Annotated in this window: 20 protein-coding genes and 1 pseudogene; 12 read left to right on the top strand and 9 right to left on the bottom strand. The window is 61.7% G+C overall.

Annotated elements, in window-relative coordinates; genetic code table 11:
* The first annotated feature begins 129 nt into the window (after positions 1-129).
* Both SOP85_RS02255 and SOP85_RS02250 read left to right on the top strand, forming a co-directional pair.
* Positions 130-717: an eCIS core domain-containing protein gene (locus SOP85_RS02255; protein ID WP_323625949.1), complete on the top strand. Its 588-nt coding sequence runs from the start codon at positions 130-132 to the stop codon at positions 715-717.
* A 78-nt stretch (positions 718-795) separates the two neighbouring features.
* The gene (locus SOP85_RS02250; RefSeq protein WP_323625948.1) at positions 796-2,013 is read left to right on the top strand and encodes a DUF3422 domain-containing protein; all 1,218 of its coding nucleotides are present in this window, start codon (positions 796-798) and stop codon (positions 2,011-2,013) included.
* On the opposite strand, the gene SOP85_RS02245 is transcribed toward SOP85_RS02250, so the two are convergent.
* A complete protein-coding gene (locus tag SOP85_RS02245; RefSeq protein WP_274075327.1) occupies positions 2,000-2,998 on the bottom strand; it encodes an AraC family transcriptional regulator in 999 nt (332 codons plus the stop codon). The two genes, SOP85_RS02250 and SOP85_RS02245, sit on opposite strands and share 14 nt — an antisense overlap.
* A 122-nt stretch (positions 2,999-3,120) precedes the next feature.
* Between SOP85_RS02245 and SOP85_RS02240 the strand changes: the two genes are divergently transcribed.
* Complete coding sequence (locus tag SOP85_RS02240; RefSeq protein ID WP_274075326.1) at positions 3,121-3,522, top strand: carboxymuconolactone decarboxylase family protein; 402 nt, start codon at positions 3,121-3,123, stop codon at positions 3,520-3,522.
* A 61-nt stretch (positions 3,523-3,583) separates the two neighbouring features.
* Here the strand turns inward: SOP85_RS02240 and SOP85_RS31325 are convergent.
* Positions 3,584-3,874, bottom strand: a pseudogene (locus tag SOP85_RS31325) (putative sulfate exporter family transporter); the annotation flags it as partial.
* On the opposite strand from SOP85_RS31325, the gene SOP85_RS31320 reads away from it, so the two are divergent.
* Positions 3,868-4,158, top strand: coding sequence for a hypothetical protein (locus tag SOP85_RS31320; RefSeq protein WP_442967749.1), 291 nt, complete (start codon positions 3,868-3,870; stop codon positions 4,156-4,158). The pseudogene SOP85_RS31325 and the gene SOP85_RS31320 sit on opposite strands and share 7 nt — an antisense overlap.
* A gap of 84 nt (positions 4,159-4,242) precedes the next feature.
* Here SOP85_RS31320 and SOP85_RS02230 read toward each other — a convergent pair whose 3' ends face one another.
* The 4 genes from SOP85_RS02230 to SOP85_RS02215 all read right to left on the bottom strand — a co-directional run bounded on the left by SOP85_RS02230 (position 4,243) and on the right by SOP85_RS02215 (position 8,801).
* Positions 4,243-5,940, bottom strand: coding sequence for an AMP-binding protein (locus SOP85_RS02230; protein WP_323625947.1), 1,698 nt, complete (start codon positions 5,938-5,940; stop codon positions 4,243-4,245).
* Between the two features lie 19 nt (positions 5,941-5,959).
* Positions 5,960-6,286: a Rieske (2Fe-2S) protein gene (locus SOP85_RS02225; RefSeq protein WP_274075324.1), complete on the bottom strand. Its 327-nt coding sequence runs from the start codon at positions 6,284-6,286 to the stop codon at positions 5,960-5,962.
* Positions 6,287-6,346: 60 nt separating this feature from the next.
* A complete protein-coding gene (locus SOP85_RS02220; RefSeq protein ID WP_408601109.1) occupies positions 6,347-7,615 on the bottom strand; it encodes an MFS transporter in 1,269 nt (422 codons plus the stop codon).
* Between the two features lie 130 nt (positions 7,616-7,745).
* Positions 7,746-8,801 (bottom strand): 3-keto-5-aminohexanoate cleavage protein, encoded by a 1,056-nt coding sequence (locus tag SOP85_RS02215; protein ID WP_274075323.1) that lies wholly within the window; start codon positions 8,799-8,801, stop codon positions 7,746-7,748.
* Positions 8,802-8,985: 184 nt separating this feature from the next.
* Here SOP85_RS02215 and SOP85_RS02210 point away from each other — a divergent pair, with 184 nt between their 5' ends.
* From SOP85_RS02210 to SOP85_RS02180, 7 genes are all read left to right on the top strand, one after another.
* The gene (locus SOP85_RS02210; RefSeq protein ID WP_323608178.1) at positions 8,986-10,008 is read left to right on the top strand and encodes an AraC family transcriptional regulator; all 1,023 of its coding nucleotides are present in this window, start codon (positions 8,986-8,988) and stop codon (positions 10,006-10,008) included.
* A gap of 541 nt (positions 10,009-10,549) precedes the next feature.
* The gene (locus SOP85_RS02205; RefSeq protein ID WP_323625945.1) at positions 10,550-12,454 is read left to right on the top strand and encodes a DUF1302 domain-containing protein; all 1,905 of its coding nucleotides are present in this window, start codon (positions 10,550-10,552) and stop codon (positions 12,452-12,454) included.
* A gap of 35 nt (positions 12,455-12,489) precedes the next feature.
* Positions 12,490-13,848, top strand: a complete 1,359-nt coding sequence (locus SOP85_RS02200; RefSeq protein WP_274075320.1) for a DUF1329 domain-containing protein — start codon at positions 12,490-12,492, stop codon at positions 13,846-13,848.
* A 95-nt stretch (positions 13,849-13,943) separates the two neighbouring features.
* A complete protein-coding gene (locus SOP85_RS02195) occupies positions 13,944-15,020 on the top strand; it encodes a WD40/YVTN/BNR-like repeat-containing protein (protein WP_323625944.1) in 1,077 nt (358 codons plus the stop codon).
* A gap of 28 nt (positions 15,021-15,048) precedes the next feature.
* Entirely contained in the window at positions 15,049-17,556 is a 2,508-nt protein-coding gene (locus SOP85_RS02190) for an efflux RND transporter permease subunit (RefSeq protein WP_323625943.1), read from the top strand.
* A 37-nt stretch (positions 17,557-17,593) separates the two neighbouring features.
* Positions 17,594-19,372 (top strand): acyl-CoA dehydrogenase C-terminal domain-containing protein, encoded by a 1,779-nt coding sequence (locus tag SOP85_RS02185; RefSeq protein WP_323625942.1) that lies wholly within the window; start codon positions 17,594-17,596, stop codon positions 19,370-19,372.
* Positions 19,373-19,409: 37 nt separating this feature from the next.
* Positions 19,410-20,123 (top strand): NAD(P)H-dependent oxidoreductase, encoded by a 714-nt coding sequence (locus tag SOP85_RS02180; RefSeq protein ID WP_323608171.1) that lies wholly within the window; start codon positions 19,410-19,412, stop codon positions 20,121-20,123.
* Between the two features lie 20 nt (positions 20,124-20,143).
* Here the strand turns inward: SOP85_RS02180 and SOP85_RS02175 are convergent, their stop codons facing one another.
* Entirely contained in the window at positions 20,144-21,418 is a 1,275-nt protein-coding gene (locus SOP85_RS02175; RefSeq protein WP_323625941.1) for a flavohemoglobin expression-modulating QEGLA motif protein, read from the bottom strand.
* Positions 21,419-21,506: 88 nt separating this feature from the next.
* Positions 21,507-22,346 (bottom strand): glutathione-dependent disulfide-bond oxidoreductase, encoded by an 840-nt coding sequence (yghU, locus tag SOP85_RS02170; protein ID WP_323625940.1) that lies wholly within the window; start codon positions 22,344-22,346, stop codon positions 21,507-21,509.
* Between the two features lie 182 nt (positions 22,347-22,528).
* On the opposite strand from yghU, the gene SOP85_RS02165 reads away from it, so the two are divergent.
* Positions 22,529-23,140, top strand: coding sequence for a dihydrofolate reductase family protein (locus tag SOP85_RS02165; protein WP_323625938.1), 612 nt, complete (start codon positions 22,529-22,531; stop codon positions 23,138-23,140).
* A gap of 435 nt (positions 23,141-23,575) precedes the next feature.
* On the opposite strand, the gene SOP85_RS02160 is transcribed toward SOP85_RS02165, so the two are convergent.
* The gene (locus SOP85_RS02160; RefSeq protein WP_323625937.1) at positions 23,576-24,898 is read right to left on the bottom strand and encodes a DUF1329 domain-containing protein; all 1,323 of its coding nucleotides are present in this window, start codon (positions 24,896-24,898) and stop codon (positions 23,576-23,578) included.
* Positions 24,899-25,106 lie beyond the last annotated feature (208 nt).

The following is a 25,106-nucleotide window of genomic DNA, read 5'->3' as shown; positions in this document are numbered from 1 at the left end:
GGCGTCGGTGGGATCGCCATCGCCAGCAAGCCGGCGCCTACAGTAGTGGATCGGGTACGGCCGCGAGTGATTGGGTAGAATTCAATATTCTTGAGGTGATTGCCAACTTCGACAGGAAGTAAAAAAACCTTGGCTCAACATTCCGCCTTCTCACCATGGCTGGCACTCCTGTTTCTGTGCCTGACACTTGAAATACCCGCCCAGACCAGCGCCTGCCCGGCCGGCGAGAAGCAGGTGTGCCTGGACGGTTGCATCTGCCTGCCATTGCCTGACGACATCTACCAGATCGCCGGGCCGGCCCTCGCGCTGTGGCTGACCCAGGCCCGCGCCGAAGCAGCCATCGCCGGCACCCAACCCATTCCACCGCAGATCCGTTTACAACTGCTGCGCTGGTACGACCCTGGCGTCCTCGATGCCGCGCGCTACAAAGTCAGCGAAAACGGCCAGTTCAGCGCCGCCACCGCCATGCTGCAAAACCCCGACGTCGGTGCCGTGACATTGATCGACATCATCCTCTTTCGCGACGCCGAAACCGCCGAACAGAACGTCGCGCTCTGGGCCCACGAATTGAAGCATGTGCAGCAGTACCAGGAATGGGGGGTAGACGGATTTGCCCAGCGCTATACACAGGACTTCAATGCCGTGGAGGCGCCGGCTTATGCCATACAGGCCGAGGTCAGGCGGGCGGTGCGGGATCAGAAACAGGTGTCGCCTTGAAAGATCGCAGCCTGCGGTAGTGACTCGTGGGGCCATGAACCTGTCCCACCCAAAACAACTCCAACACGGTCATACCCCATGCACCCGTTACGTCAAAGCCTGCACAACGAACTGCACGCGCGCCCGTCACTGTATTTCGATGAACCGGCCCATGTGTTTCACCTGGCTTTCCTCGGCAGCGAACAGGTGTGCAATGCCTTTCTTCAGGAGTGCTGCCTGGCCGGCCTCGATCTGACTGCCGTCCAGGGCATTACCCAGCTCGACGGCCACGCGCTGAAATGGGAGCGCCATGCCGAGTTTTTCACCCTGACCCTGGTGGTCACTTCCTCCAGCGATGAGCTGTCCTGGACGGCGCTGCCCGACGTACTGGCGCAAAAAATCCAGGCGCATTTGCCGGCGCTGATCAATTCGGTGCAGATCGTGGTACGCGGCGAAGCGCAGCTGGAGCTGTCGCGCTACGGCTTCAAGGACCCGTGCGGTTCCTGCGTGGGGGGTGGCGATGCAGTGGTCTGGAGCGATTTTCGGATCAGCGAGGATGGCAGCAACCACCTGTTGTTCATCAACCGGCGCCTGAACGCGTACCGCCAGGGCCGGATGATCCGCCGCCTGCTGGAAATCGAGACCTACCGGATGATGGCCTCGTTATCCCTGACCATGGCCAAGGAAGTGAGCGCGCAGCTGGATGTCTTTGACAAGACCCTGGTCACCCTCTCGGAACGTAACGCCGACCCCGACGGCAGTAATGCCAAAGCCCTGCTGGCGGATATTTCCAACCTGTCTGCCCAGGTGGTCAGCAGCACCGCGAAAACCCGCCACCGCTTCAGTGCCACCCAGGCCTATGCCCAGTTGGTGTTCGAGCGCCTGGGTGAATTGCGCGAAAGTCATGTGGGTGATTGCCAGCGCCTTGGCGTGTTCATCGAACGCCGCTTCAAGCCCACCGTCCGGTACTGCACCGCCACCGAGCAGCGACTGGAGCATCTGGCCGAAAGCGTGGCCAACCTGGGCGATCTGCTGCAGGCACGGGTCCAGGTCGAAATGGAAGAACAAAACTCGGAAATCCTCAAGAGCCTGAACGCCCGCGCCGACGCGCAGATCAAGATCCAGCGCGCCGTGGAAGGCCTGTCGATCATTGCCATCAGCTACTACCTGCTCAGTCTCCTCAAGCTCGGTTACTCGGGGCTGCACCTGCTCGGCGTCGAGCTGACCCCGCGCGAGGCCATGTTCGCCATGGCGCCGCTCGCGATCGGGATTCTTGCTTGGATCATCCTTCATATCAAAAAAGTCAAAGAGCATTGAAACGCCGAAAGGATGACGGACTGCAGGCGAACAGCCGACTGAACCAGCGGGAGAAGGCGCTCAATTCGGAAAAGCCGAGGACTCCGGCAATTTCGCTCAAGGGATGGTGGGGGTTTGCCAGGTAACGGGTGGCCAGTTCCCTGCGCACTTGATCCAGCAGCGAAGAGAACGTTGCACCCTCGCGCGTCAGTTGCCGGTGCAGCGTCCGGCGGTCACGTCCAAGGTGGGCCGCCACCTGTTCTACGGAGCAGCGCCCGGTAGGCAGCAGGGTCCAGATCATCTGGTGCACCTGTTCCAGCACGGCGGTCCTGGAATCTTCGTGAATGCTTTTCAGGTACTGATGAACGTGCCGGGCCATTTCCGGATCGGCACTGGGCAGGGCGCGATCCAGATCACTGCTGCGACAGACAATGCCATCGAGCAAGCAGTTGAACTGTACCGCGGTACCAAACACACGCTGATGCCGGCCATCTTCCCGTGGCGCGCAGTGGCGAAAACACACGGCGGTTGGGTGCCAGTGGTCACCCAGCAGGGTCTTGAGCATCCGGTGAGTCACCGCTACCGCCAACTCTACGGACTGGCGTACGAACAAGTGGCTCACGGTCACCAGTTCAAGCCGCAGCACCGCCACGCCGGCGTTTTCTTCAATCTCCAGGACCAGCCCCTGATTGTGCAGATAAAGAAATTCCTGAAGCGCTTTCAAAGCCGAGCGCAGAGTTGGCTCGCGCCACAGCAGTGCCAGGGGCCCGAGATTGGAGGCTTTGCGACTTTCCGCCAGGCGCAGGCCGAAATCTTCCACGCCGGCTTGCCGCGCCGAACTGTCCAGCAACCGCGCCACCGCATCGATGGAAATTTTCAGGTCTGGCTGCAGCAAGCAGCGCGGCTCAAGACCGACAGCACGCAATTGCTGCATGGGATCGACGTTCATCGAGCGGGCAATTTCCGCGTAATTAGTGAGGCTGGCACTGCGAACAAGACCTTTCATTGAGGCGTTACCCATACGTTGCACATGTCCCGAGATGTCATGCCCGTGCCCCCTGGAGTCAATACGAGGGGCACTGGAATGCTTAGAGTTGAAAGCAACCACTCAACCTTGAGGAACTGCAGATGAACGAAGATCAAACCCGGACCGACACCCCAACCTGCGATGCCATGCGTGAAACCGGCAACTGGAATCCCGCCTGGGACTCACTGACCGAGCTGGATGCGCAATGGGTGGAAAAATTCTTCGGCATGGCCACACACCCGATACGCAAAGGGGTATTGGAACCCAAGACCTTCGAATTGATCGCCATCGCCGTCGATGCCTCCTGTACCCACATGTATGCCCCGGGCGTGCGTCGCCACATCCGCAAGGCACTGGAACTGGGCGTCACCATCGAGGAAATCCTCGCGGTGCTGCAGCTGACCTCGATACTGGGCATTCACAGCATGGCGCTCGGCGCACCGATCCTCATCGAGGAAGCCAAAAGACTCGCCGACGAGGGACCGGTACAAGGCACATTCTGAAATCATCACGACTCCTCCAGCTCTGATGCGAAGGCCGGATCGGCCTTCGCTTGTCCGCGCTTTACAATCCCCAGTGCAGCAACAGCAGCACCAGCCCGACCAGAAATACGGTTTCCCCGACCATCAGCAGGATTGGCTTGAGGCCGATCGTGGCGAGTTCCTTGAGCTGCGTCTTCATGCCCAGGGCGCTGATGGAGATCACCAGGCACCAGCGCGACAGTTCGTTGACAAAGCCTTGCACCGCCGGCGCGATCCAGCCGGTGCTGTTGATACAGGCCAGGAGCAGGAAGCCCACGGCGAACATGGGCAGCAGCGGAGGGCACTTGCCAGTGGCGTCCGCGCCCTGTGCACGAACTTGCCATCGCCGGCCAGAAAATTCATCGCGATACCGAGCAGCAGCGCGAACAGCATGACCGGTGCGCCATAGTGCTCGGCGAGGAAGGTCGCCGCGATGGCAACGATCACGCTGACGAAAAAACCCGGCGCAAGGTCGAGTGCGCGGGGGTGAATATTGACGAGAGCGATAGAGCTCATGGAGTTTTGTCCTCGCAGGCGATGCCATGGGGAGGTGAGCAACTGCCAGTGCGGCAGATGATTCACTCTAAGGCGATGGCCGCTGGAGAACTTCTCATTTGATGCCAGCGACCTTTCAATTGATGCCAGATTCGGCCGCTGGATTGCCGGGTCGAGCAGGGCGCCATGGACCCGGCGTAGCGTCGTTCATCCGACCAGGATCGATTCAGGCGAACTGCCCGCGGTGGCGAGTACGCGCAAATCCTTGCGCAATATCTTGCCCACCGTGGACTTGGGCAGTGCCGTCAGGAACCGCACCTGGCGCGGTACCTTGTAGGCCGCAAGGTGTGCGCGGCAGTGCTGGACCAGCGTGGCTTCGTCGAGTGTGGCGTTGGCCGCCTTGACGACGTAAAGGCAGACGGATTCACCACTGCGCTCATCCGGCATGCCGATCACCGCGCATTCGCTGACGCCTGGGCAACTGGCGACAACGACCTCCACTTCGTTGGGGTAGACGTTGAAACCCGAGACAATGATCAAGTCCTTTTTGCGATCGACGATCTTGAGCAAACCATCGGCGGCAAAGATGCCAATGTCTCCGGTGCGAAAGTAACCATCGGCGGTAAACGCCTTGGCATTGGCAGTGGCTTTTTGCCAGTAACCGGACATGATCTGCGGCCCCTTGGCGCAAATTTCCCCGGCCTCGCCGAGGGTGGCGGGTTGATCATCGTCCTTGAGCAGCACGATGTCGGTCGAAGGCAGGGGCAAGCCCACAGCCGCCGAAAACTGGCTGCGTCCCATGACGTTCAGGCACAAGATGGCCGACGTCTCGGAGAGGCCGTAGCCTTCGAGGATTTCCTGCCCGGTGATGGTCTTCCACTGTGTGGAGGTGGCCGGCAGAACCGCCGCGCCGCCGCCAATGGCCAGGCGCAGGCGCGAGAAATCCACTTCACCGATGCGCGGATGGCGGACCAGCGCGCCATACAGCGTATTGACCCCGGTCAACAGCGTCGGCCGGGCGTTGATCAGTGTGTCGACCAGGTCATCGCTGTTACGCGCATCGGGGACCAGCCAGTTCTCGGCGCCGGCCGAAAAACCGATCAGCAGATTGATCGTCAGGGCGAACACGTGGAACAGCGGTAGCGCTGTCACCACCACGTTGGCACCCTCGGTGTCGAACATGTCAGGCAGAAAAGCACGCGCCTGCAGGATGTTGGCGATCAGATTGCGGTGTGACAGCGCCGCACCTTTCGAGGGGCCCGTGGTACCCCCGGTGTACTGCAGAAAGAGCAAGTCGTCGCCCGTCAGCTCGACCGGTGTCAACGCCAGCTGGCCGCCCTCGTGCAGGGCATCGGTGAAACGCGTTATCGGAAAGGCCGGCGAGGAGGGGAGGTCGAACTCGCCGTTCCCCACGGGCCCGTCCAGGGTGTCGCCGGGGTGGACCACGATGACTTTCCTGATGGTGGTGCTGACCAGTATCGATTCCAGCGCAGGGAGGGCACTGGCGATGATGACAATGGTCTGGACCCCGGCGTCATTGAGCTGGTGCAAGAGCTCCTGCGGGGTGTACGTCGGGTTGACATTAACCTGGGCTGCACCGGCCCGCAGGATACCGAACATGGCGACTGGAAACGCCGGGATATTGGGCAGCATGACCGCGATACGATCCCCGCGCTGCACGCCCAGGTGCTGCAGGTAGGCAGCCATTGCGCGTGACTGCTGGTCTACATCGCCATAGCTGAGTGAACGCTTGAAGCAGTGGAAGGCGGTGTGGCTGGCATAACGCTGCATGGCCAGTTCGGCCATGGCGACAACGGTAGGACAGGCATCCGGGTTGATATCGGCAGGCACGCGGGCGTCGTAACTCTGTTGCCAATGACGAGGGGGAGTGAAGGGTGTGGTCATGATCAACCTGCTATTGAAGTTATTGGTGGCGGGTGATGGGTTGGGGCAGAGTGATACGAATGCGTTCGTCGACGACCTCTACCGGATAGGCGCGCACGTTCATGCCACCACCGCGCATGCAGCCAGTGGCGAGGTCGAAGCTCAGGCCATGGGCGGGGCATCGCACGAAGCGACCCTCGAGTTTGCCGAACAACAGCGAGGCGCCGCTGTGGGGGCAACTGTCGTCGATGGCGTAAATCTGGCCATCGATGTTGAACACTGCGATATCGATGCCGTCGGATCGCACGCGAGCGCGCTTGCCGATGCCCAGGTCAACGGAACCGGGCACATCCAGGGTATGCGTCATGTTTTGCCTCCAGAGTGTGGCGGGGCTTGGCCGGCGACTGGCGCTTGCGATGGCGCCCGATCAGGAACAGGGTTGCGGGCAGATGCGCTCAAGATCAGTGCGATAGTTGCGAACCCCGACCATCAGCACCAACGCGGCGGCAATCCCCGCCAGGGGCAGCAGTTGCAGGGCCGAGGCCAGGCCAATGCGATCGGCGAGCAAGCCGGTGACGAAAGGGCCCGGGGCCATGCCCAGCAGGTTGTTGGCAATGGCCAGTGTGGCCATGGCGGTGCTGTGCAGGGCTGGCGGCGTCAGGTCGGCGACCATGGTGCCGGAGGGGCCGACGATGCCGCCGCCCACGAACATCGCCAGGCCGATCATCACCAGTTGAGCAATACCCACCGGCAGCGCAAAGGCCAGGGTCAACAGCGCACTGCAGAGCAGGCAATAGCCCATGGTCAAGCGGATCTTGCGGGTTGGCGAACCGTTGCAAAGCCGGTCGGCGATGGCGCCGCACAGTGGCATGCCGACCGCCGTGCAAAGCATGAAGAGGGCGGCGATGGCACCGGCGCTGGTCAGCGGCATGTCGTAGAAGCGATTCAGATAGCTGGGCAACCACGTCAGCAAGGCGGCGATGGCGAACAACTGCAGGCCGCTACCGATGTAGATGCTCAGCACCGACGACGTCGAGAACAGGCTGCTCAGTGGAGGATGAGCCTTGGCCGGGCTCGAGCCCGAGCGAGTGCGTGGCGATTCAAGGCGGCCAGGGCGCACGACCAACGCGTACACGACCGTCAGCCCAATGCCATAGATGGCCATGCCCACAAAGGACGCTCGCCAGCCAAAATGGCTCGCGAGCACTCCGCCCAGGCCAATGCCGAGCACGGAACCAACCATGCTCCCGGCCAGAAAGGCCCCCGTGACCGTGGACCGCTGCTGCGGTGGAAAGATGCTCAGTACCACGGCCAGTCCGACGCTGCCATAGGCCGCTTCGCCGACGCCGATGAAGAAGCGCGCGACGAACATTTCCTGATAGTCGGAGGCGAAACCGCACATCAGGGTGGCCAGGCTCCAGATCGCCGCCATCAGAATGAGGCTGCGGATGCGTCCCAGGCGATCGGCGACCACCGACAGCGGAAAGGCCAGCACACCGACGGCAATGGCGACGACGCCGGACAGCGCGCCCAGCTCGGAATCCGAGAGGCCCCATTCGGCCTTGAGCTGCGGAAAAACCACCGTCAGCACCTGCCGCGACATGAAGTCTGACAGCAGCAGGCCGAAGGTGAGGGCGAAGACCACCCAGGCGTAGGGCCTTGCGACGCGTCGCCAGGTGTCACTGCGTACTTCCATTGGTGCATGCAAAGTCACGGAGTCTTTCCTCTTGTTACGGCCGCGTGCAATTCGCAGCTCTTGAAATGACGTGTTGCGGGGTTTGCGGGACGCACGCCGGTCTGGCAAGCGTGCCCCCCGCAGGGTGAGCTCAGCCGAATTGGGTAAAGCCTTTCTGACCGGATTGACGGTTCGGCGCAAAGCCGTTCTCGGCCAGCGTCTCGTCGGCGTCCTTGTAGAACGTGCCGATCTTGTAGATCTCGCGGGCTTCTTTGCCATTGGCCACTTCACGACCCATTTCCCGGGAAATGCGCACCAGTTGCTCGATCTGCTCGACGTTGCTCATCTTGCGATCACGGCCCTGGGTCCAAAGGTTGTCCTCGGTGCCGCAACGCACATGCATGCCCATGGCAATCGCCATCACGTTCAGCGGCAAGACATTGAGCATGGCGGTTTCCAGAGTCAGCACGGCACCGTCCGGACAGGCACGCACGAAGTTCGCCAGGTTGTAGAGGTTGGGCGCGTCGGAGCCACCACCAATCGCCACCCAGGTCAGGACCAACGGCACGTTGCAGACGCCACGGCGCATCATGCGCTCGACTGTTTCGAACGAGGGGATGTTGCCGAGCTGGAATTGCGTCTGAATGCCAGCTGCCGAGAGGCGCTTGATGTGCTCTTCAACCCATTCCGGGCCGGCCGGAATGGTCATTTCGCGGTAGGCGCGATAGATCTCTGGTGTGGCAATGCTGGTGCCGGCAAGATCGGCCTCGCACATCTGCTCGACGATGTTCATCTGGTTGCTGTTGATGGCAATCGTCACCTGGTCGGGCTTGGGCGAGAGTTCGGCAAGCATGTGGCGGGTGTCATCGGAGAGCCATTTGGCGACGTCGCTGTCACCTTCCGGGGCGAAGGAAATCGAGCCACCGACCTGAATGATCATGTCCGGTACCGCTTCTCGTACGCCGGCGATCAGTTCATTGAACTTGGACAGTCGCTTGGAGCCTTTACCATCGAGCTCACGGACATGCAGGTGAAGCACAGTAGCGCCGGCGTTGTAGCAGTCGACCGCCATCTGCACCTGCTCTGCCATGGTGACGGGGATGTCTTCCGGGAAGTCCGAAGGCATCCACTCCGGCGCGTAGGGAGCAACGGTGATGACGAGCTTCTGTTGATTTTCGGGGTGCAGGGATCCGTCGAGAAAGTTCATGCATGACTCCAATCTGTTGTTGTTTTTGTGACGCGGGTTTATGGCTTTCACTCTGGGCCAGCTGACCGCTGCAAACTTCTCATGTCATGCCAAAAAGCTTTCATTTCGTGCCAGGAACCGCGGTGCTGGCAATCGGTGCCATATAATCGATTGCAGGCGGTAAACATCAGGCAAGGGAGATGAGATGGACGCGTTCGTAAGAGCTGCAACGCTCAAGCACTACATGGAGGTGGCGCAGACTCTGGCTCTGAATCCCGGCGAGATGCTGCGTGACGTAGGCTTGCTGCCAACCCTGCTCGACGACCCGGAATCCTTGCTGCCGCTGGATGCGGCGCTCAGGCTGCTGGAGAATTCCGCCGAGCGTTCAGCGTGCCCGACCTTTGGCTTGCGCATGGCACAAGCGCGGCGCATGTCGGATATCGGAGTGGTCAGTTTGCTGCTCAGCCATCAGCGCACGCTGCGGGACATGTTGCTGACCAGTATCGAGTATCGGCACCTGCTCAACCGGACGCTGGCCATGAACCTGGAGACCACGGGCAATATGGTGCTGATCCGCGAGGAGATCATGGCAGAGGCGGGCATGCCCAAGCGTCAAGCCACCGAACTGGCCATTGGTATCCTGCACCGTACGTGCAAGTCGGTCATGGGCAACCAGTGGAATCCGCAGAGTGTTCATTTCAGCCATGAAGCGCCGGCAAGTGCGCATGAACACACGCGATTCTTCCGCTGCCGGGTGGTGTTCGACGCCGAATTCGATGGCATCTTTTGCAGTAAGGAGGACATCGATCAACTCAACCCACAGGCCGACCTGGCGATGGCCGGCTATGCCCGTCAGTTCATGGACTCGATGGCAGGCGCCAACGAACGCTCGGTGATTTTCGACGTGCGCAAGGCGATCTATCTGTTGATGCCGGTTGGACGCGCCACTATCCATCAGGTGGCTTACGCCCAAGCGGTCAGCGTGCGAACCCTGCAACGGGAACTCGACGAAGAAGGCCTGACATTTTCCGCGTTGCTCAACGCGGTACGTCGCGAACTGGCGCTGCGCTACATGGAAAACCGCAACTATTCCCTGCAGCGTGTGGGGATGATGCTCGGTTATACGGTTCCCACCTCATTCACGCGCTGGTTCTGCGCCGAATTCGGCTGTGCACCACGGGAATGGCGCAACCGCAACAAACAGCTCGCCAGCGATTCCTTCACCTGACCGCTCGATGTCCCACTGTAGGAGCCGGCTTGCCGGCGAAGGCGTCCTGACCGCCAACCAATCTCTCGCGGCTGTCCCCAATCAACTGTAGGAGCCGGCTTGCCGGCGAAGGCGTCCTGACAGCCAGCCAATCTCTCGCGACTGTCCCCAATCAACTGTAGGAGCCGGCTTGCCGGCGAAGGCGTCCTGACAGCCAGCCAATCTCTCGCAGCTGTCCCCAATCAACTGTAGGAGCCGGCTTGCCGGCGAAGGCATCCTGATAGCCAACCAATCTCTCGCGGCTGTATCCCATCCACAGGTCTTGCGCATGCCGCTCGATGATGGGGCGACCGGCCGGCCTGACCGGTTTTAACGACCGCCTGTCCGGCGTCCCGAAATGTCAAACCCATGCCCCGGCAAGTCAATCCGGTTCACAGCGATTTTCTTAAAGTGAATTCCGGGATCAGCGCTAACCCCACCCGTAGCACGACCCCAATTACCCGTCGTCAGCCGCCATGGCTGACCTCAAGCCACAACAAAAACAATAAAGGTGTATCACCCGATGAAGAGTCGCAATCTCCTGTCTGCGCGACGCCAATTGCTCGCCACGGCTATCCTGGCCTCGAGCCTGCCGGCTGCCCACGCTTTCGAGCTGGATACCGGTAGCGAGGACTGGTCGGTCCGTTTCGACAACACCGTCAAGTACAACTATGGCGTGCGGACGGAAAGTGCCGACACGCGCATCCTGGGTACGCCCAACAGTAACGACGGTGATTACAACTTCCGCAAATCCGGCACCAACATCACCAACCGTGTCGACCTGCTGACCGAGCTGGATGTGGTCTACCAGAACAAGACCGGTTTTCGTGTCAGCACGGCGAGCTGGTACGACAAGGCATATGAAAATACCGGCTCGAACGCCAACCCGTTCCCCAATGGCAACGACGATTATTCTTCGATCGCCGGGTTTGGCGGTCGTCCAGGCGCGCCGGCCGTGTTTGGCAGCCCGCACCTGAGCAACTATGCCCAGCGCTACTACAACGGGCCGTCCGGTGAAGTGCTCGATGCCTTCGTGTTCTACAACACCCAGGTGGGCGACGATTCCCAGCTCAGTATCAAGGCTGGCCAGCACAACGTGTTCTGGGGCGAGACGGTACTCAGTCCGGTGCATTCGCTGAGCTATGGCCAGGCGTCCCTCGACCTGGCAAAGGCGGCCGCATCGCCCGGTACCGAAGCCAAGGAGCTGTTCGTTCCACGCAACCAGATCTCCACGACCTTTACCCTCAACCCCGAACTGACCTTCGGCGCCCAGTATTTCCTCGATTGGGAAGGCGCGCGCTTGCCTGAGGCAGGGACCTTCTACAGTGGGTCCGACGTGGTGGGCTTCGGCGCTCAGTCATTCCTCCTGGGGCATACCGGCGGTGCGGGACTGGCGGGGCCGAACGGCACGCTGACCACCGTTCGACGCGGGCATGACTACACCCCGGACAACCGCGGGGACTGGGGCCTGATGCTCAAATGGTCGCCCGAGTGGCTGGACGGAACCCTGGGTGCCTACTATCGCAAGACTTCGGACATCCTCCCGCAAGCTGTTCTCGACACCCGAGGCTTGACCAGTGTCGGGGGAGTGGCAGGGCTGCGTAACTCGATCGGCACCGCCACCTATGAATTCGCTTATGGCGATGACATCGACATCTTCGGCCTGAGCCTGTCCAAGGAAGTGGGCGGCGTCAGCATCGGCAGTGACTTGAACATTCGCCACAACATGCCGCTGGCCAGCATTCCGGCAATCATCAGCGCCGCAGGGCCTGGCGGCTTGCAGGCCGGGCTTGGCTTGCTGCCGGCGCGTAATCCGGGTACCGGCGTGATCACCGATGTGCCACGCGACGGTGACAGCCTGGCCGCCACGGGCGACACACTGCACTGGACCATCAACGGCCTGGTCGCCATCGCCGACACGCCGCTGTTCGATTCGGCGACCCTGTTGGGCGAGCTGTATTACAGCAACCTGTTGAGCCTCGATAGCAAGAACAAGGCGCTCTACAAGGGCGAAGACACCTATCGCGGTGTCGACAAGCCGACCCGCGACAACTGGGGCATCGCCGTCAACTTCACGCCGACCTGGTACCAGGTGTTTCCCGGTGTGGACCTGAGCGCGCCAATGTCGGTCAACGTCGGTATCGACGGTGTTTCGCCTGTGGTAGCGGGCGGTGCGGAAGATGCCGGCAACTACGCGGTCGGGGTGAGCGCGGCCATCTACAACAAGTACTACGTCGACCTCAAGTACGTCGACGCCTTCGGCAAAACCACCGACTGCAACGACGGCGCCACCGATGGTGCGACCCCTAACGCCCTTGATGGCACGCAGCGGTACACCTGCTATGCGGGCGGTCTTGCCTCGGCCTCCGGTTCCGGTGCCACCGAGGACCGGGGCGCGGTTTACCTGACCCTGAAAACCACCTTCTGATTCACCCAGCCTCGCGAAAGCAGGAGAACAACAAGATGAAATTCGCCTATACCCTGATGGCCGCTTCTCTGGCCCTGGCCCTTGCCGGGCCTGCCCACGCCGCCGTCGATGCCTCTGAAGCCGCCAAACTGGGTAACCAGTTGACCCAGGTCGGTGCCGAAAAAGCCGGTAATGCCGACGGTTCCATTCCGGCCTATCAAGGTGGCCTGAGCACGCCCCCGGCCGGCTTCAAGGCGGGCGACAAATTGCGCCCAGACCCTTTCGCTGCCGAAAAGCCGCTGCTGGTGATCGATGGCAAGAACGTCGACCAGTACAAGGGCCAACTGACCGCGGTGACCGCCGAGCTGGCCAAACGTTATCCCAGCTTCAAAATCGAGGTTTTCCCGACCCACCGTACTGCCGCGTTGCCTAAAGGCGTGCTGGACAATACGGTAAAAAATGCCACGGCGGCACGCTCCACCGAAGGCGGCAATTCCATCGAAAATGCGCTGCCAGGCATTCCATTCCCGATCCCCAAGACCGGTGCCGAGGCGATCTGGAACCACTTGCTGCGTTATCAGGGCGTCAACCTGCAGACCAAGTACGACAACTGGAATGTCGACTCCGCCGGCGTCGCCAGCCTGGCCACCACCGGTATCGCCCAGATCAACTATGCCGCCTATGACGACCTGGCCAAACCGCTGGCCGCCGCAGACACCTATTACCAGATCAAGCTGGCCTTCACCGGTCCTGCCCGTCGTGCCGGCGAGGCTGTGTTGGTGCGCGATGCGGTCAATCCGCTGGAGCAACCGCGCCGTGGCTGGCAATACCTGCCGGGCCAGCGCCGCGTGAAGCTGGCGCCGAGCTTGGCCTACGACACGCCTAACCCGGGCAGCGCGGGCGCCTCGACCTGGGATGATTCCTTTGTGTTCAACGGTGCCCTGGACCGCTTCGACTGGAAGCTGGTCGGCAAGCAGGAAATGATCGTTCCGTACAACACTTACCGTGTGACCTATCAAAACGATCTGAAGCCGATGATGACCCCCAACCACTTGGCGCCCGAGTTCGTGCGCTGGGAAAAACACCGGGTGTGGGTGGTCGAGGCGACCCTCAAGCCAGGCGCCCGGCACATTTACGCCAAGCGCCGCTTCTACCTGGATGAGGACAGCTGGGTCGCCCTGGCATCCGACCAATACGACGCGAACGGCCAGCTCTACCGCGGCGTCTTCACCTTCCTCAGCCAAAGCTACGACCAGCAAGTGCCGGATGCCTCGCCTTACCTGAGCTATGACCTGGTCGGTGGCACGTACAGCGCCGTCGGCTTTCCAGGCCCCTACGGCGGCATCAAGTACAGCGAGGCGCTGAGCAAGACCCAGTGGTCTCCTGAATCGCTGGCGGGTTCCGGTATCCGCTGACAGCTTCGCCGCTACTGCCGATTGCTGATCGCGCAGTTTTTGCGCCGGGTCGTACCCAGGTACCACCCGGCGCCTTTTTGCCAAGAGGGCGCAACATGGGCTCCTGTAACAAGAAGATCGCGCCACGGGTGCTGGGGATGCTGCTGGTATTGCTGCAGGGCGGCGCGCAGGCATCATCCTACGTTGACGTGCTGGACCTGCCGGCGCAGTCGAGTGCGCTGGTGCAGCGCAGTCCCTTGCTCGGGGTGACCCAGGCAGGGCAGCGCCTGGTCACAGTGGGTCAGCGTGGCCATATCCTTTATTCAGATGACGCCGGCCTGCGCTGGCAGCAGGCCGACGTGCCGGTCAGCTCTGACCTCACGGCGGTGAGTTTCCCTTCGGCAACCCAAGGCTGGGCGGTCGGCAATGACGGCGTGGTGTTGCACAGCAGCGATGCCGGCGTCACCTGGACCCGGCAACTCGATGGCCGCCAGATCGGCGAGCTGATGCTCAAGCACTACAGCGCCCTGGCCAAGGCCGAGCCGCAGGTCGAGCAATGGGCCCTGTTGGCCGCCGACGGCCAGCGGCTGATGGAGGAGGGTGCCGACAAACCGCTGCTCGACGTCTGGTTCGCCAACGACAAGGTCGGCTATGTGGTCGGCGTGTTCAACGTGATCCTGCGCACCGAAGACGGCGGCCAGACCTGGACCCCATTCCAGGATCGTACCGACAACCCGCAAGGTTTCCACCTCAACGCCATCACCTCCACCGGCGATGCGCTGTACATCGCCGGCGAACAAGGCCTGCTGCTCAAATGGGATGACGCCCGCCAGCGTTTCATGGCACTGCAGACGCCTTATGAGGGCAGCTTTTTCGGTGTGGTCGGCCAGCCCGGCGAAGTACTCGCCTATGGCCTGCGCGGTCATGTATATCGCAGCGCCGATGGCGGGCTCAGCTGGACCCGGCTCGACAATGACCTGCAGGTCAGCGTCACCGCTGCCACGCTGGACGTCGACGGCCGCTTCCGGCTGTTCACCCAGGCCGGGCACATGCTCATGAGCCGAGGGGGTAATGCCCCGCTGCAACTGATGCCGCAAGCCCGACAGTCACCGGTGGCCGGTGCCGCATTGGCCGTCAATGGTGCGCTGGTGCTGGTTGGCGGTCTTGGTGTGCGTACGCTGCCCGTCGAATAACGATAAGAACCAGAGTGAGTACCCATACATGGGCAATTTGAAGCAAGACACCCTGCCGGTGATCCGCGAACTGCCGGACTTCGACCGGCGCTCCGGCAATCTGCTGGAACGGCTGGTGTTCAACCATCGACCGCTGTTCATGCTGCTCATGGCCCTGGCCACCGTGGTCCTGGGCTACATGGCCATGACCCGTCTGGAACTGCGCCCCAGCTTCGAAAAGATGATTCCGCAGAGCCAGCCCTACATCCAGAATTACCTGGAGAACCGCCAGTCGCTGCGCGGCCTGGGCAACTCGGTGCGGGTGGTGGTGGAAAACACCCGGGGCGACATCTTCGATCCGCACTACCTGACGGTCCTCAAGCAAGTCAATGACGAGCTGTTTCTCATGCAGGGCGTCGACCGCGCCTGGATGAAATCGCTGTGGAGTTCGGCGGTGCGCTGGACCGAAGTTACCGAGCAAGGCTTCCAGGGCGGCCCGGTGATGCCTGACAGTTATCAGGGTTCTGCATCGGACATCGAGCAACTGCGCCAGAACATCAACCGTGCCGGCATCGTCGGCAGCCTGGTGGCCAGCGACTACAAGTCCAGCATGCTGATCGTGCCGCTGTTGGACAAGGCCACGGCCACCGGCCAGGGCATCAACTACCACGCCTTTTCCCGCCAGCTCGAAGAGCGCTTGCGCGACAGGATCGAGTTCGCCAGCGACGCCGTGCACATGGCCGGGGAGGAGGGCAAAGGTCAATACAAGATCCGTGTGATCGGTTTCGCCAAATTGATGGGCGACCTGATCGACGGCCTGATCCAGGTGATGATGTTCTTCGGCCTGGCCGTGGTCACCTCGCTGCTGATCATCTACGCCTATACCCGTTGCGTGCGCAGCACCTTGCTGGTGGTCGGCTGCTCGCTGATCGCGGTGGTCTGGCAGTTGGGCATCGTCGCCTGGCTGGGTTATGCCATCGACCCGTACTCGGTGCTGGTACCGTTCCTGATCTTCGCCATCGGCGTGTCCCACGCGGCGCAGAAGATGAACGGGATCATGCAGGACATCGCCCGTGGCACGCATAAGCTGATCGCCGCGCGCTATACGTTTCGCCGTCTGTTCATCGCTGGCGTCACCGCGTTGCTGGCCGATGCGGTGGGCTTCGCCGTGTTGATGCTGATCGACATTCCGGTGATCCAGGACCTGGCGATCACCGCCAGCATCGGTGTGGCAGTGCTGATTTTTACTTCCTTGCTGCTGATGCCGGTGGCGCTGTCCTATATCGGCGTCGGGCGCAAGGCGGCCGAGCGCGCGCTGAAAATCGACACCCGTGCCGAGCACCACAAAGGCTTCGGCAAACTCTGGGACTTGCTCGATCGCTTCACCACCCGCAAGTGGGCCACCGGCACCGTGCTGGTCGCCGTGTTGCTGGGCATCGGCGGCTTCATGGTCAGCCTGCAACTGAAAATCGGCGACCTCGACAGCGGGGCACCGGAGTTGCGTGCCGACTCGCGCTACAACCGCGACAACGCCTACATCACCAGCCACTACGCACTATCCAGCGATCAGTTCGCGGTGATGATCAAGACCGCGCCGGAAGGCTGCCTGGACTACAAGACCCTGATCCTGGCCGACCGCCTGGCCTGGAAGCTGCAGCAGCACCCGGGGGTGCAGACCACCGTGTCACTGGTCAATGCCGTGCGCCAGATCACCGCCGGCACCTTTGAGGGCAACCCCAAGCTCAACAACATCCAGCGCAATCAAAACGTGCTGAACTACGCCGCGCAACAGGCCTCGGTCAACGCCCCGGAGCTGTTCAACACTGACTGCTCGCTGATGCCGGTGATCGCCTACCTCAAGGATCACAAGGCCGAGACCCTCGACGCCGTGGTGGCGATCGCCGAGCAGTTCGCCAGGGAAAACAGCAGCGAGGATCGCCAGTTCCTGTTGGCCGCCGGCAACGCCGGCATCGAAGCGGCCACCAACATCGTGGTACGCGAGGCCAACCGCACCATGCTGCTCTACGTTTATCTGGCGGTAACGCTGTTCTGCCTGATCACCTTCCGCAGTTGGCGCGCCACGCTGGTGGCGCTGCTGCCGCTGGTGCTGACCTCGATTCTTTGCGAAGCCTTGATGGTGGCCATGGGCATCGGCGTGAAGGTGGCGACCTTGCCCGTGATTGCCCTGGGCGTAGGGATCGGGGTGGACTACGCCTTGTACCTGCTCAGCGTGCAACTGCAGTACCAGCGCCAGGGGCTGTCGCTGTCCGAGGCCTATCGCAAGGCCGTGGCCTTCACCGGCCGGGTGGTCGGGCTGGTCGGTATCACCCTGGCCGCCGGCGTAGTGTGCTGGGTCTGGTCGCCAATCAAGTTCCAGGCCGACATGGGCATTCTGCTGACCTTCATGTTCCTGTGGAACATGCTTGGGGCGCTGATCCTGATTCCGGCGCTGTCGTATTTCCTTTTGAACGGCGATCGGCGCCGCCAGGAAGCGGGAGTCCAGGGTCAAGTCACCGGCCTCAAGCCTCACTACGATACGGGCACTAACGAATCCTGAATCTGCATTGTCCAATTTTCAAGCGAGCGATTTCATCATGGCTGACTACAAAGCACCCCTGCGCGATATGCGTTTTGTTCTGAATGAAGTGTTCGAGGTTTCCAGGCTTTGGGCGCAACTGCCAGCCCTGGCCAATGTGGTGGACGAAGACACCGCCAGCACCATTCTCGAAGAAGCCGGCAAAGTCATCGCCGGCACCATTGCCCCGCTGAACCGCAGCGGCGATGAGCAAGGCTGCTCCTGGGCCGACGGCGCGGTGCAGACCCCCAAGGGTTTCCCCGAGGCCTACCAGACCTACGCCGCTGGCGGCTGGACCAGCGTCGGTGGCGACGAACGGTTCGGGGGCATGGGCATGCCCAAGGTGATTTGCGCCCAGGTCGAAGAAATGCTCAACTCGGCCAACCTGTCTTTCGGCCTGTATCCGATGCTGACCGCGGGCGCCTGCCTGTCGATCAACGCCCACGCCAGCGAAGAACTGAAGGCTGCGTACCTGCCGAACATGTACGCCGGTGTCTGGGCCGGTTCCATGTGCCTGACCGAGCCACACGCCGGTACTGACCTGGGCATCATCCGCACCAGGGCCGAGCCGCAGGCCGATGGCAGCTACAAGGTCAGCGGCACCAAGATCTTCATCACTGGCGGTGAGCACGACCTCACTGAAAACATCATTCACCTGGTGTTGGCCAGGCTGCCGGATGCTCCGCCAGGACCCAAAGGCATTTCGCTGTTCCTGGTACCGAAATTCCTGGTCGATGCCAACGGTGCGTTGGGCGCGCGCAACAGCCTGTCCTGCGGCTCGATCGAGCACAAGATGGGCATCAAGGCCTCGGCCACCTGCGTGATGAATTTCGACGGCGCCACCGGCTACATCATCAATGCGCCGAACAAGGGCCTGGCAGCGATGTTCACCATGATGAACTATGAACGCCTTGGCGTCGGGATCCAGGGCCTGTCCCTGGGTGAACGCTCCTATCAGAACGCCGTCGAATACGCCCGCGACCGAATCCAGAGCCGGGCGCCAACCGGCCCGGCCGATCCGGACAAGGTCGCCGACCCGATCATCGTGCACCCGGACGTGCGTCGCATGTTGCTGACCATGAAAGCGTTGAACGAAGGCGGCCGCGCGTTCTCCAGCTACGTCGCCCTGCAACTCGATAGCGCAAAATTCAGCGAAGACGCCGCCACCCGCCAACGCGCGCAAGCACTGGTGGTCCTGCTGACGCCGGTGGCCAAGGCGTTCCTCACTGACATGGGGCTGGAAACCACGGTGCATGGACAGCAGATCTTCGGCGGTCATGGTTTTATCCGTGAATGGGGCCAGGAACAGCTGATCCGCGACTGCCGCATTACCCAGATCTACGAAGGCACCAATGGCATCCAGGCACTCGACCTGCTGGGTCGTAAAGTACTCGGCAGTGGCGGGGCGTACTACCACCTGTTCGCTGACGAAATTCGGCAATTCACCGCGTCGGTCGGCGCTGACCTGATGGAGTTCACCCAACCGCTGAACGACGCTGTGCAGACCCTCGACGAACTGACCGCATGGCTACTGGATCGGGCGGCATCCAACCCGAATGAAATCGGTGCGGCGTCAGTCGAGTACCTGCACGTATTGGGCTACACCGCTTACGCCTACATGTGGGCGCTGATGGCGCGTACCGCGATGCAAAAGCAGGACCAGGATGTTTTTTACCGGACCAAACTGGGAACTGCGCGCTTCTTCTTCGCTCGCCTGTTGCCTCGGGTCCACTCCCTGGCCGCTGCGGTCAGGGCCGGTAGCGAGAGCCTGTTCCTGCTCGATGCCGATCAATTCTGACGTGACGAACGCATCAACCCCATTTCAAGGAACCCCCATGAACGTTTTAATCGTGCATGCCCATCCCGAACCGAAATCCTTTACCGCGGCGCTGCGCGACCAGGCGGTCGAGACCTTGCAGGCGCAAGGGCATCAAGTCCGGGTATCCGACCTCTACGCGATGAACTGGAACCCGGTGGCCAGTGCCGAGGACTTCTGCGTCAGGGAGAATCCCGAATACCTGGTCTACGCCCTCGAGCAACGACGCAACAGCAAGGAGCAGACCCTCGCCGCCGATATCCAGCAGGAGCTGGACAAACTGTTGTGGGCGGACCTGCTGATCCTCAATTTCCCGATCTACTGGTTCTCCACCCCGGCGATTCTCAAGGGCTGGATTGACCGGGTGCTGGTATCCGGCATCTGCTACGGCGGCAAGCGCTTCTATGATCAAGGCGGCCTGAGCGGCAAGAAAGCCCTGGTGACGGTGACCCTGGGCGGGCGTGAACACATGTTCGGCGAGGAAGCCATCCATGGTCCCCTGGAAGACATGTTGCGCCCGCTGTTGCGCGGGACGCTGGCCTATGTCGGGCTGGAGGTGCTACGGCCTTTTGTCGGTTGGCACGTGCCGTACATCAGCGCTGAAGACCGACAGGCATTTTTGCTCAGCTATCGCCAGCGCCTGGAAAATATCGAAGCGGATGAGCCCATCCAATACCCACGCTTGAGTCAGTTCGATGATCGGCTGTATCCGCTTCAACCCGTTACCATGTGATGCCTTGACTTGCAGATTCACTAGGCGCTGGCATCGGCTTCATGCTCATCGGCGAAGGCCATTAGCACGTCCAGATCAAGGACATCCAGCTTGATCCGCGAGATAAACGCCGAGAACGCCAGGTTGGCGGCGAGCAGGCGCAGGTCGGGGGCCCAGGCCGGCACATGGACCGGTGCCTGGAGCCAGCCGGACTCGAACAGCGGGGCCAGGCGTACGGTGTCCCCCAGGCTCAGGCGCCCGGCGAACAGATAGCCGACCAGCTCCGGCCGGTTGTCACGGATGGCGATGCGCAGCAAGGTGTGCACGCCGAGCAGACCGGTCAGGTAGGCCGCGTCCTTGGTGAACGCCGAACCGCCGCGCAGGTCGGCGCCGCGAAATACCCGCTGGGTCGAACGGAAGGACTCTTCCTGGGTCTGGCCGGCAGCGAGAAAACCTTCGAACACCTGGATGAAATCGGCACCATCGAGCGCCTGTTGCACCGCGAGCACGCGCAAGGCCAGGCGACGCAGGCGGTTGATGTCCATGCTGCCGGTGAACAGCTCGGCCAGGGTGGCGATGCCTTCCTGGGTCTGGGTGGTACGCGGCGCGCCCAGGCCAAGGCTCTTGAGGTTCGATTGCAGCGCGCCGTTCTGCGCCGTGGCCACATGCACGAACGCCTCGTGCTGCAACAGCTGGTTCTTGTCCAGTTCGGAAAACAGCGCGCTGGCCCGCAGGCGAATGCGGCTCGCGCCGGCGATTGCCTTGGCCGCCAAGGTCGGATCGAGCAGCACGGTGATCCGGCCGGGGCCGAAGAAGCGGTCCAGTTCCGGCTGCATCCAGGCCGCGAAGGCTTCGGCCGGAATCTCCGCCGGGCTCGGCGGGATCCGCGCACCGCCAATAAGGGCGTCGGTGGTGTTGAGGAAGAAGTTCGCCGCGTCCAGCATGCTCAGGTTCAGATTCGGGTAGGAGAAGTCCGGGCGCCGGTACAGCGCCGACGAATACTGAGTGAAGGCGGGCGTGCCAATGGCACCGAGCATGTGCCCGGCCGTGGCATAACTGCGCGCAGTCATGGCCAGGTGGCGCCCGGCCGGATGGCCCACATCGCAGCGGTCGATAAAGCCTTCGAGCGCGTCAATGTCGGCGCTGTGATCACGGGGGAGCAATTCGACCCTGGGCAACTCGGGATGCCCGGCGCGCCAACTCGCCAGGAACGCTTCCTCGACCCCATCCGGCCAGGACAGGGCGTCCAGCACGCGAATCTTGCGCACAAGGCCAGGCAGGGCGGCATCGAGTTCGGACAGGGGCAGGCTGCTCACGAAGATCTCCTCAGGAAAAGAAGCTCAATCGTAGAAGCTTAGCCGGTGTCGAGACGTCACGGGGTAGGGCTGAAACCAACTACGGTCTTCAGCCCAAATCTTGCGCCTGATGCCGCTCAGGCACCTGCGTCGCCTCATCCCCCCACGTCCGATTGACCCGCTGACCACGAATGACCGCCGGCCGCTTGGCGATTTCTTCCGCCCAGCGCTGCACGTGGGTGTATTGGTGGGCCGATAGAAACTCGGCCGCCGAGTACACGTTGTCGCGCACCAACTGGCCGTACCAGGGCCAGACCGCGATGTCGGCGATGGTGTAGTGGTCACCGGCCAGGTAGGGACTCTCGGCAAGACGACGGTCGAGAACGTCCAGCTGACGTTTGGTCTCCATGGTGAAGCGGTTGATCGGGTATTCGAATTTCTCCGGCGCGTAGGCGTAGAAATGCCCGAAGCCGCCGCCCAGGTAGGGGGCCGAACCCATTTGCCAGAACAGCCAGTTAAGGGTTTCGGTGCGTCCAGCGAGGTCGGTGGGCAGGAAGGCGCCGAACTTTTCCGCGAGGAAAAGCAGGATCGAACCGGATTCGAACACGCGGATCGGCGGCTCGGCGCTGCGGTCCAGCAGTGCCGGGATCTTCGAGTTCGGGTTGATATCGACGAAGCCGCTGGAAAACTGATCGCCCTCGCCGATGCGGATCAGCCAGGCGTCGTACTCGGCACCGACATGCCCAAGCGCCAACAGCTCCTCGAGCATGATGGTCACCTTCACGCCATTGGGCGTGGCCAGCGAATACAGCTGCAACGGATGCTTGCCGGTTGGCAGCGTCTTGTCATGGGTCGGGCCGGCAACCGGGCGGTTGATGCTGGCGAACTGACCGCCAGACGGCGCGTTGTGTTTCCAGACCTTGGGCGGAACATAAGACGCTTTGCTCACGAGATGGACCCCATTGTTTGTAGTGATGACATTGACCGCTTGCGATCGCGTTGGGGTAAAACAGTATGTCGCGCAAGCAATACGAGCAACTGCTGTCGATTTCGCAGAGTCCCGTTCGACTATGGGTCAGGGAATGCATTGGGGTCGATGTTCCCTGAACGAGGACTAATCAGGAGAAAAACATGCGCAAACTCATCGTTGCCGCTTTCATCAGCCTCGACGGCGTTATTCAAGCACCCGGCGGGCCGGATGAAGACACCAGCGGCGAATTTCGTTTCGGTGGCTGGATAGTGCCTTATTCGGACGAGAGCTCTGGCCAGGCTATTAAGGACCTGTTCTCACAGCCATTCGAGTTGCTGTTGGGACGTCGCACCTACGACATCTTCGCGGCCTACTGGCCACGGATAAACGGCGGGGCACACAACTACATCGCCGACCTGTTCAACACGGTGCCCAAGCACGTGGCCACCCATCGCCCCGATACGCTGGATTGGCACAACAGTCATGCACTGCAGGGCAACCTCGTCGACGCCATACGCGCGCTCAAGCAACAGGACGGCGCCCACCTGTTGACCCAAGGCAGCGCCGAGCTGGTGCGCCAATTGCTGGCAGCCGGATTGGTGGACGAGCTTAGGCTGATGACTTTCCCCGTCGTCCTCGGGCACGGCAAGCGCCTGTTCGACGACAAGGCGCAAGCCTCGGCGTTCACGCTGGAGCATTCGACCTGCTCGCCCGGGGGTGTGTTGATCGGCCGTTACGTGCGCAGTGGCGAGGTGCGCACGGGATCGTTCTGATCCCGTACCTGGGCGCAAAGACACTCCAGGAAGCTTTTGCACACCGTTGACAGGTAGGGAGCCGGCTCGCTGCTGTGGGGTAGGGCTCGAAGTACCACCGGACTGCGCGCAGCCTTTGGTGGCCCGCGCAGGTTCACTCGACAAGGAAGAACTGATGCTGCCGGGCGGTCATGTCAGCCTGGTGGCGGGGCCGGCCGCAGTCAAGCGGATGTGGCCCAAGCTTGATCAATGGTTGGGCGGGCGATCCGTTTGATCCTGTAGATACTCTGTTCCCGGTCAAGCTTTCAGCAGGTGTATTCGCGGCTGTACCCGATCCACTGTGGGAGCCAGCCTGCTGGCGATGGTATTCCAGGCGCCAAGTGACCTTTATCGCCAGCAGGCTGGCTCCCACAGGGTTCGGCGGCGGTCGACAGAGGGGGACGATTCACCGCGAACCTAGCGAATACCGGTCCCCGCCATGGACTCCGGCACCCACTGCGCCGTCGACAGCGGCTCGATGTAGCGGATGCCGCCATGGGGACCGACCATGCCATTGATGTTGTAGGTGCCACGCGACAGGTCGTACGTCATGAAAGGGGTGGCATCCGGGACTTGCTGGTCATAGCTCTGGCTGAAGAAAGCGAAGGAACCGCGATACAGCTGGCCACGGGTGTCGTACTGATCGGACGCCACCGCGGCCCAGGTATCTTCATCGAGGTAAAAACGGCGCTTCTGGTAGATGTGCCTGGCACCGGGCTTGAGGTTGCCCTCCACGACGTAGACCCGGTGTTTTTCCCAGCGCACGAAATCCGGGGAGATGAAATCGGGGGTGGTCAGCGATTTGGCGTCGCGAGCGTAGGTGAGCTTGTAGGTGTTGTAGGGCACGATCATTTCGCGCTTGCCGACCAGCGTCCAGTCGTACAGCTCCAGTGCTCGGGCGGTGCCGGGGTTGGGGGTGTCGTAGGCCAGGATCGAAATCTGTTTGACCCGACGCTGTGCCGGCATGTACTGCCAGGCGCGGCCAGGAAATTCCGTGGGATTGGTCGCGTTCTTGAGCATGATCGATTCACCGGCGCGGCGTGCAGGCCCGGTATAGGACAGTTTCAACTGATAATAAATGTCCGAGCTGTTGAACGGCTTCGACATGTTCTCGTAGATCGGAAACGAGACGAATGCCTCACCGGTGACCGCCAGGCTCGGTACGCCTGCCGTGTCGACGCTCCAGGAGTCGTACTTGGAATGGATGTTGACACCCTGGTAGCGCAGCAGGAAGTTCCACATCGCCTCGGCGCCCGATTTCGGGATCGGGAACGGTACCCCGGGCATCACATTGTCGATGGCGGTCCCGCCGTTGAGGGTCCTGGCGTTGGTGGCATTGGTGCGGCTATTGTCCAGGACCGCCTGGGGCAGCGATGCCGTGCGGTGGGTCGGGTACACGTCGACGCGAAAACCAGGGTAGCGCCGGGCCAACTCCAGGGTGGTGGCGGTCAGCATGCCCTTGTAGGCGTCAACGTTCTTGCCGTTGATCACCAGCAGCGGTTTTTCATGGGCAAAGGGGTCAGGGCGCATGCTGTCGCCGGTCTTGAAACTGGCGGGGGCAGTGGTCAGGCCACCGCTGTAGGGCGGAATGGAGCCATCGGCATTGCCGGCCTTTTCGGCACCCACCGACGTCAGGCTCGTGCCCAGACGGGCGGCTTCCTGACTCGATACATAGGCATGAGCATCGATGGCCAGCGCCATGAGGGGGATGGCGGCCAACAGGCTTTTCACGGATTTCATATTGTTATTCTCCTGCCTGGCGTACCAGGCAACTCGTGACTCAGGGGTCGCGGAGGGATCCGTCGACTCAATTGCCAGAGACTTTTTAGTACCCCCATTAAAAAGCCCCCGATTCGGGGGCGCTTCGCATTTGACGACAGTTGCTTGACTATTCATGACAGAGCCGCAGGCTTGCCGAGGAGGCGCAGAGGTTGACTAGCTCACGTAT

The sequence above is a fragment of the Pseudomonas sp. YuFO20 genome, assembly GCF_035064975.1.
Classification (GTDB): Bacteria; Pseudomonadota; Gammaproteobacteria; order Pseudomonadales; family Pseudomonadaceae; genus Aquipseudomonas; species Aquipseudomonas putida_AE.
Note: the sequence above shows the minus strand (reverse complement) of the source record. Positions and strands in the feature narration are given on the sequence as shown.

What these genes read in the sequence shown, in the direction of transcription:
- SOP85_RS02250 (WP_323625948.1), top strand. Translation starts at nt 796, where the DNA reads ATGCACCCGTTACGTCAAAGCCTGCACAACGAACTGCACGCGCGCCCG.
- SOP85_RS02245 (WP_274075327.1), bottom strand. Translation starts at nt 2,998, where the DNA reads ATGAAAGGTCTTGTTCGCAGTGCCAGCCTCACTAATTACGCGGAAATT.
- SOP85_RS02240 (WP_274075326.1), top strand. Translation starts at nt 3,121, where the DNA reads ATGAACGAAGATCAAACCCGGACCGACACCCCAACCTGCGATGCCATG.
- SOP85_RS02230 (WP_323625947.1), bottom strand. Translation starts at nt 5,940, where the DNA reads ATGACCACACCCTTCACTCCCCCTCGTCATTGGCAACAGAGTTACGAC.
- SOP85_RS02225 (WP_274075324.1), bottom strand. Translation starts at nt 6,286, where the DNA reads ATGACGCATACCCTGGATGTGCCCGGTTCCGTTGACCTGGGCATCGGC.
- SOP85_RS02220 (WP_408601109.1), bottom strand. Translation starts at nt 7,615, where the DNA reads ATGGAAGTACGCAGTGACACCTGGCGACGCGTCGCAAGGCCCTACGCC.
- SOP85_RS02215 (WP_274075323.1), bottom strand. Translation starts at nt 8,801, where the DNA reads ATGAACTTTCTCGACGGATCCCTGCACCCCGAAAATCAACAGAAGCTC.
- SOP85_RS02210 (WP_323608178.1), top strand. Translation starts at nt 8,986, where the DNA reads ATGGACGCGTTCGTAAGAGCTGCAACGCTCAAGCACTACATGGAGGTG.
- SOP85_RS02205 (WP_323625945.1), top strand. Translation starts at nt 10,550, where the DNA reads ATGAAGAGTCGCAATCTCCTGTCTGCGCGACGCCAATTGCTCGCCACG.
- SOP85_RS02200 (WP_274075320.1), top strand. Translation starts at nt 12,490, where the DNA reads ATGAAATTCGCCTATACCCTGATGGCCGCTTCTCTGGCCCTGGCCCTT.
- SOP85_RS02195 (WP_323625944.1), top strand. Translation starts at nt 13,944, where the DNA reads ATGGGCTCCTGTAACAAGAAGATCGCGCCACGGGTGCTGGGGATGCTG.
- SOP85_RS02190 (WP_323625943.1), top strand. Translation starts at nt 15,049, where the DNA reads ATGGGCAATTTGAAGCAAGACACCCTGCCGGTGATCCGCGAACTGCCG.
- SOP85_RS02185 (WP_323625942.1), top strand. Translation starts at nt 17,594, where the DNA reads ATGGCTGACTACAAAGCACCCCTGCGCGATATGCGTTTTGTTCTGAAT.
- SOP85_RS02180 (WP_323608171.1), top strand. Translation starts at nt 19,410, where the DNA reads ATGAACGTTTTAATCGTGCATGCCCATCCCGAACCGAAATCCTTTACC.
- SOP85_RS02165 (WP_323625938.1), top strand. Translation starts at nt 22,529, where the DNA reads ATGCGCAAACTCATCGTTGCCGCTTTCATCAGCCTCGACGGCGTTATT.
- SOP85_RS02160 (WP_323625937.1), bottom strand. Translation starts at nt 24,898, where the DNA reads ATGAAATCCGTGAAAAGCCTGTTGGCCGCCATCCCCCTCATGGCGCTG.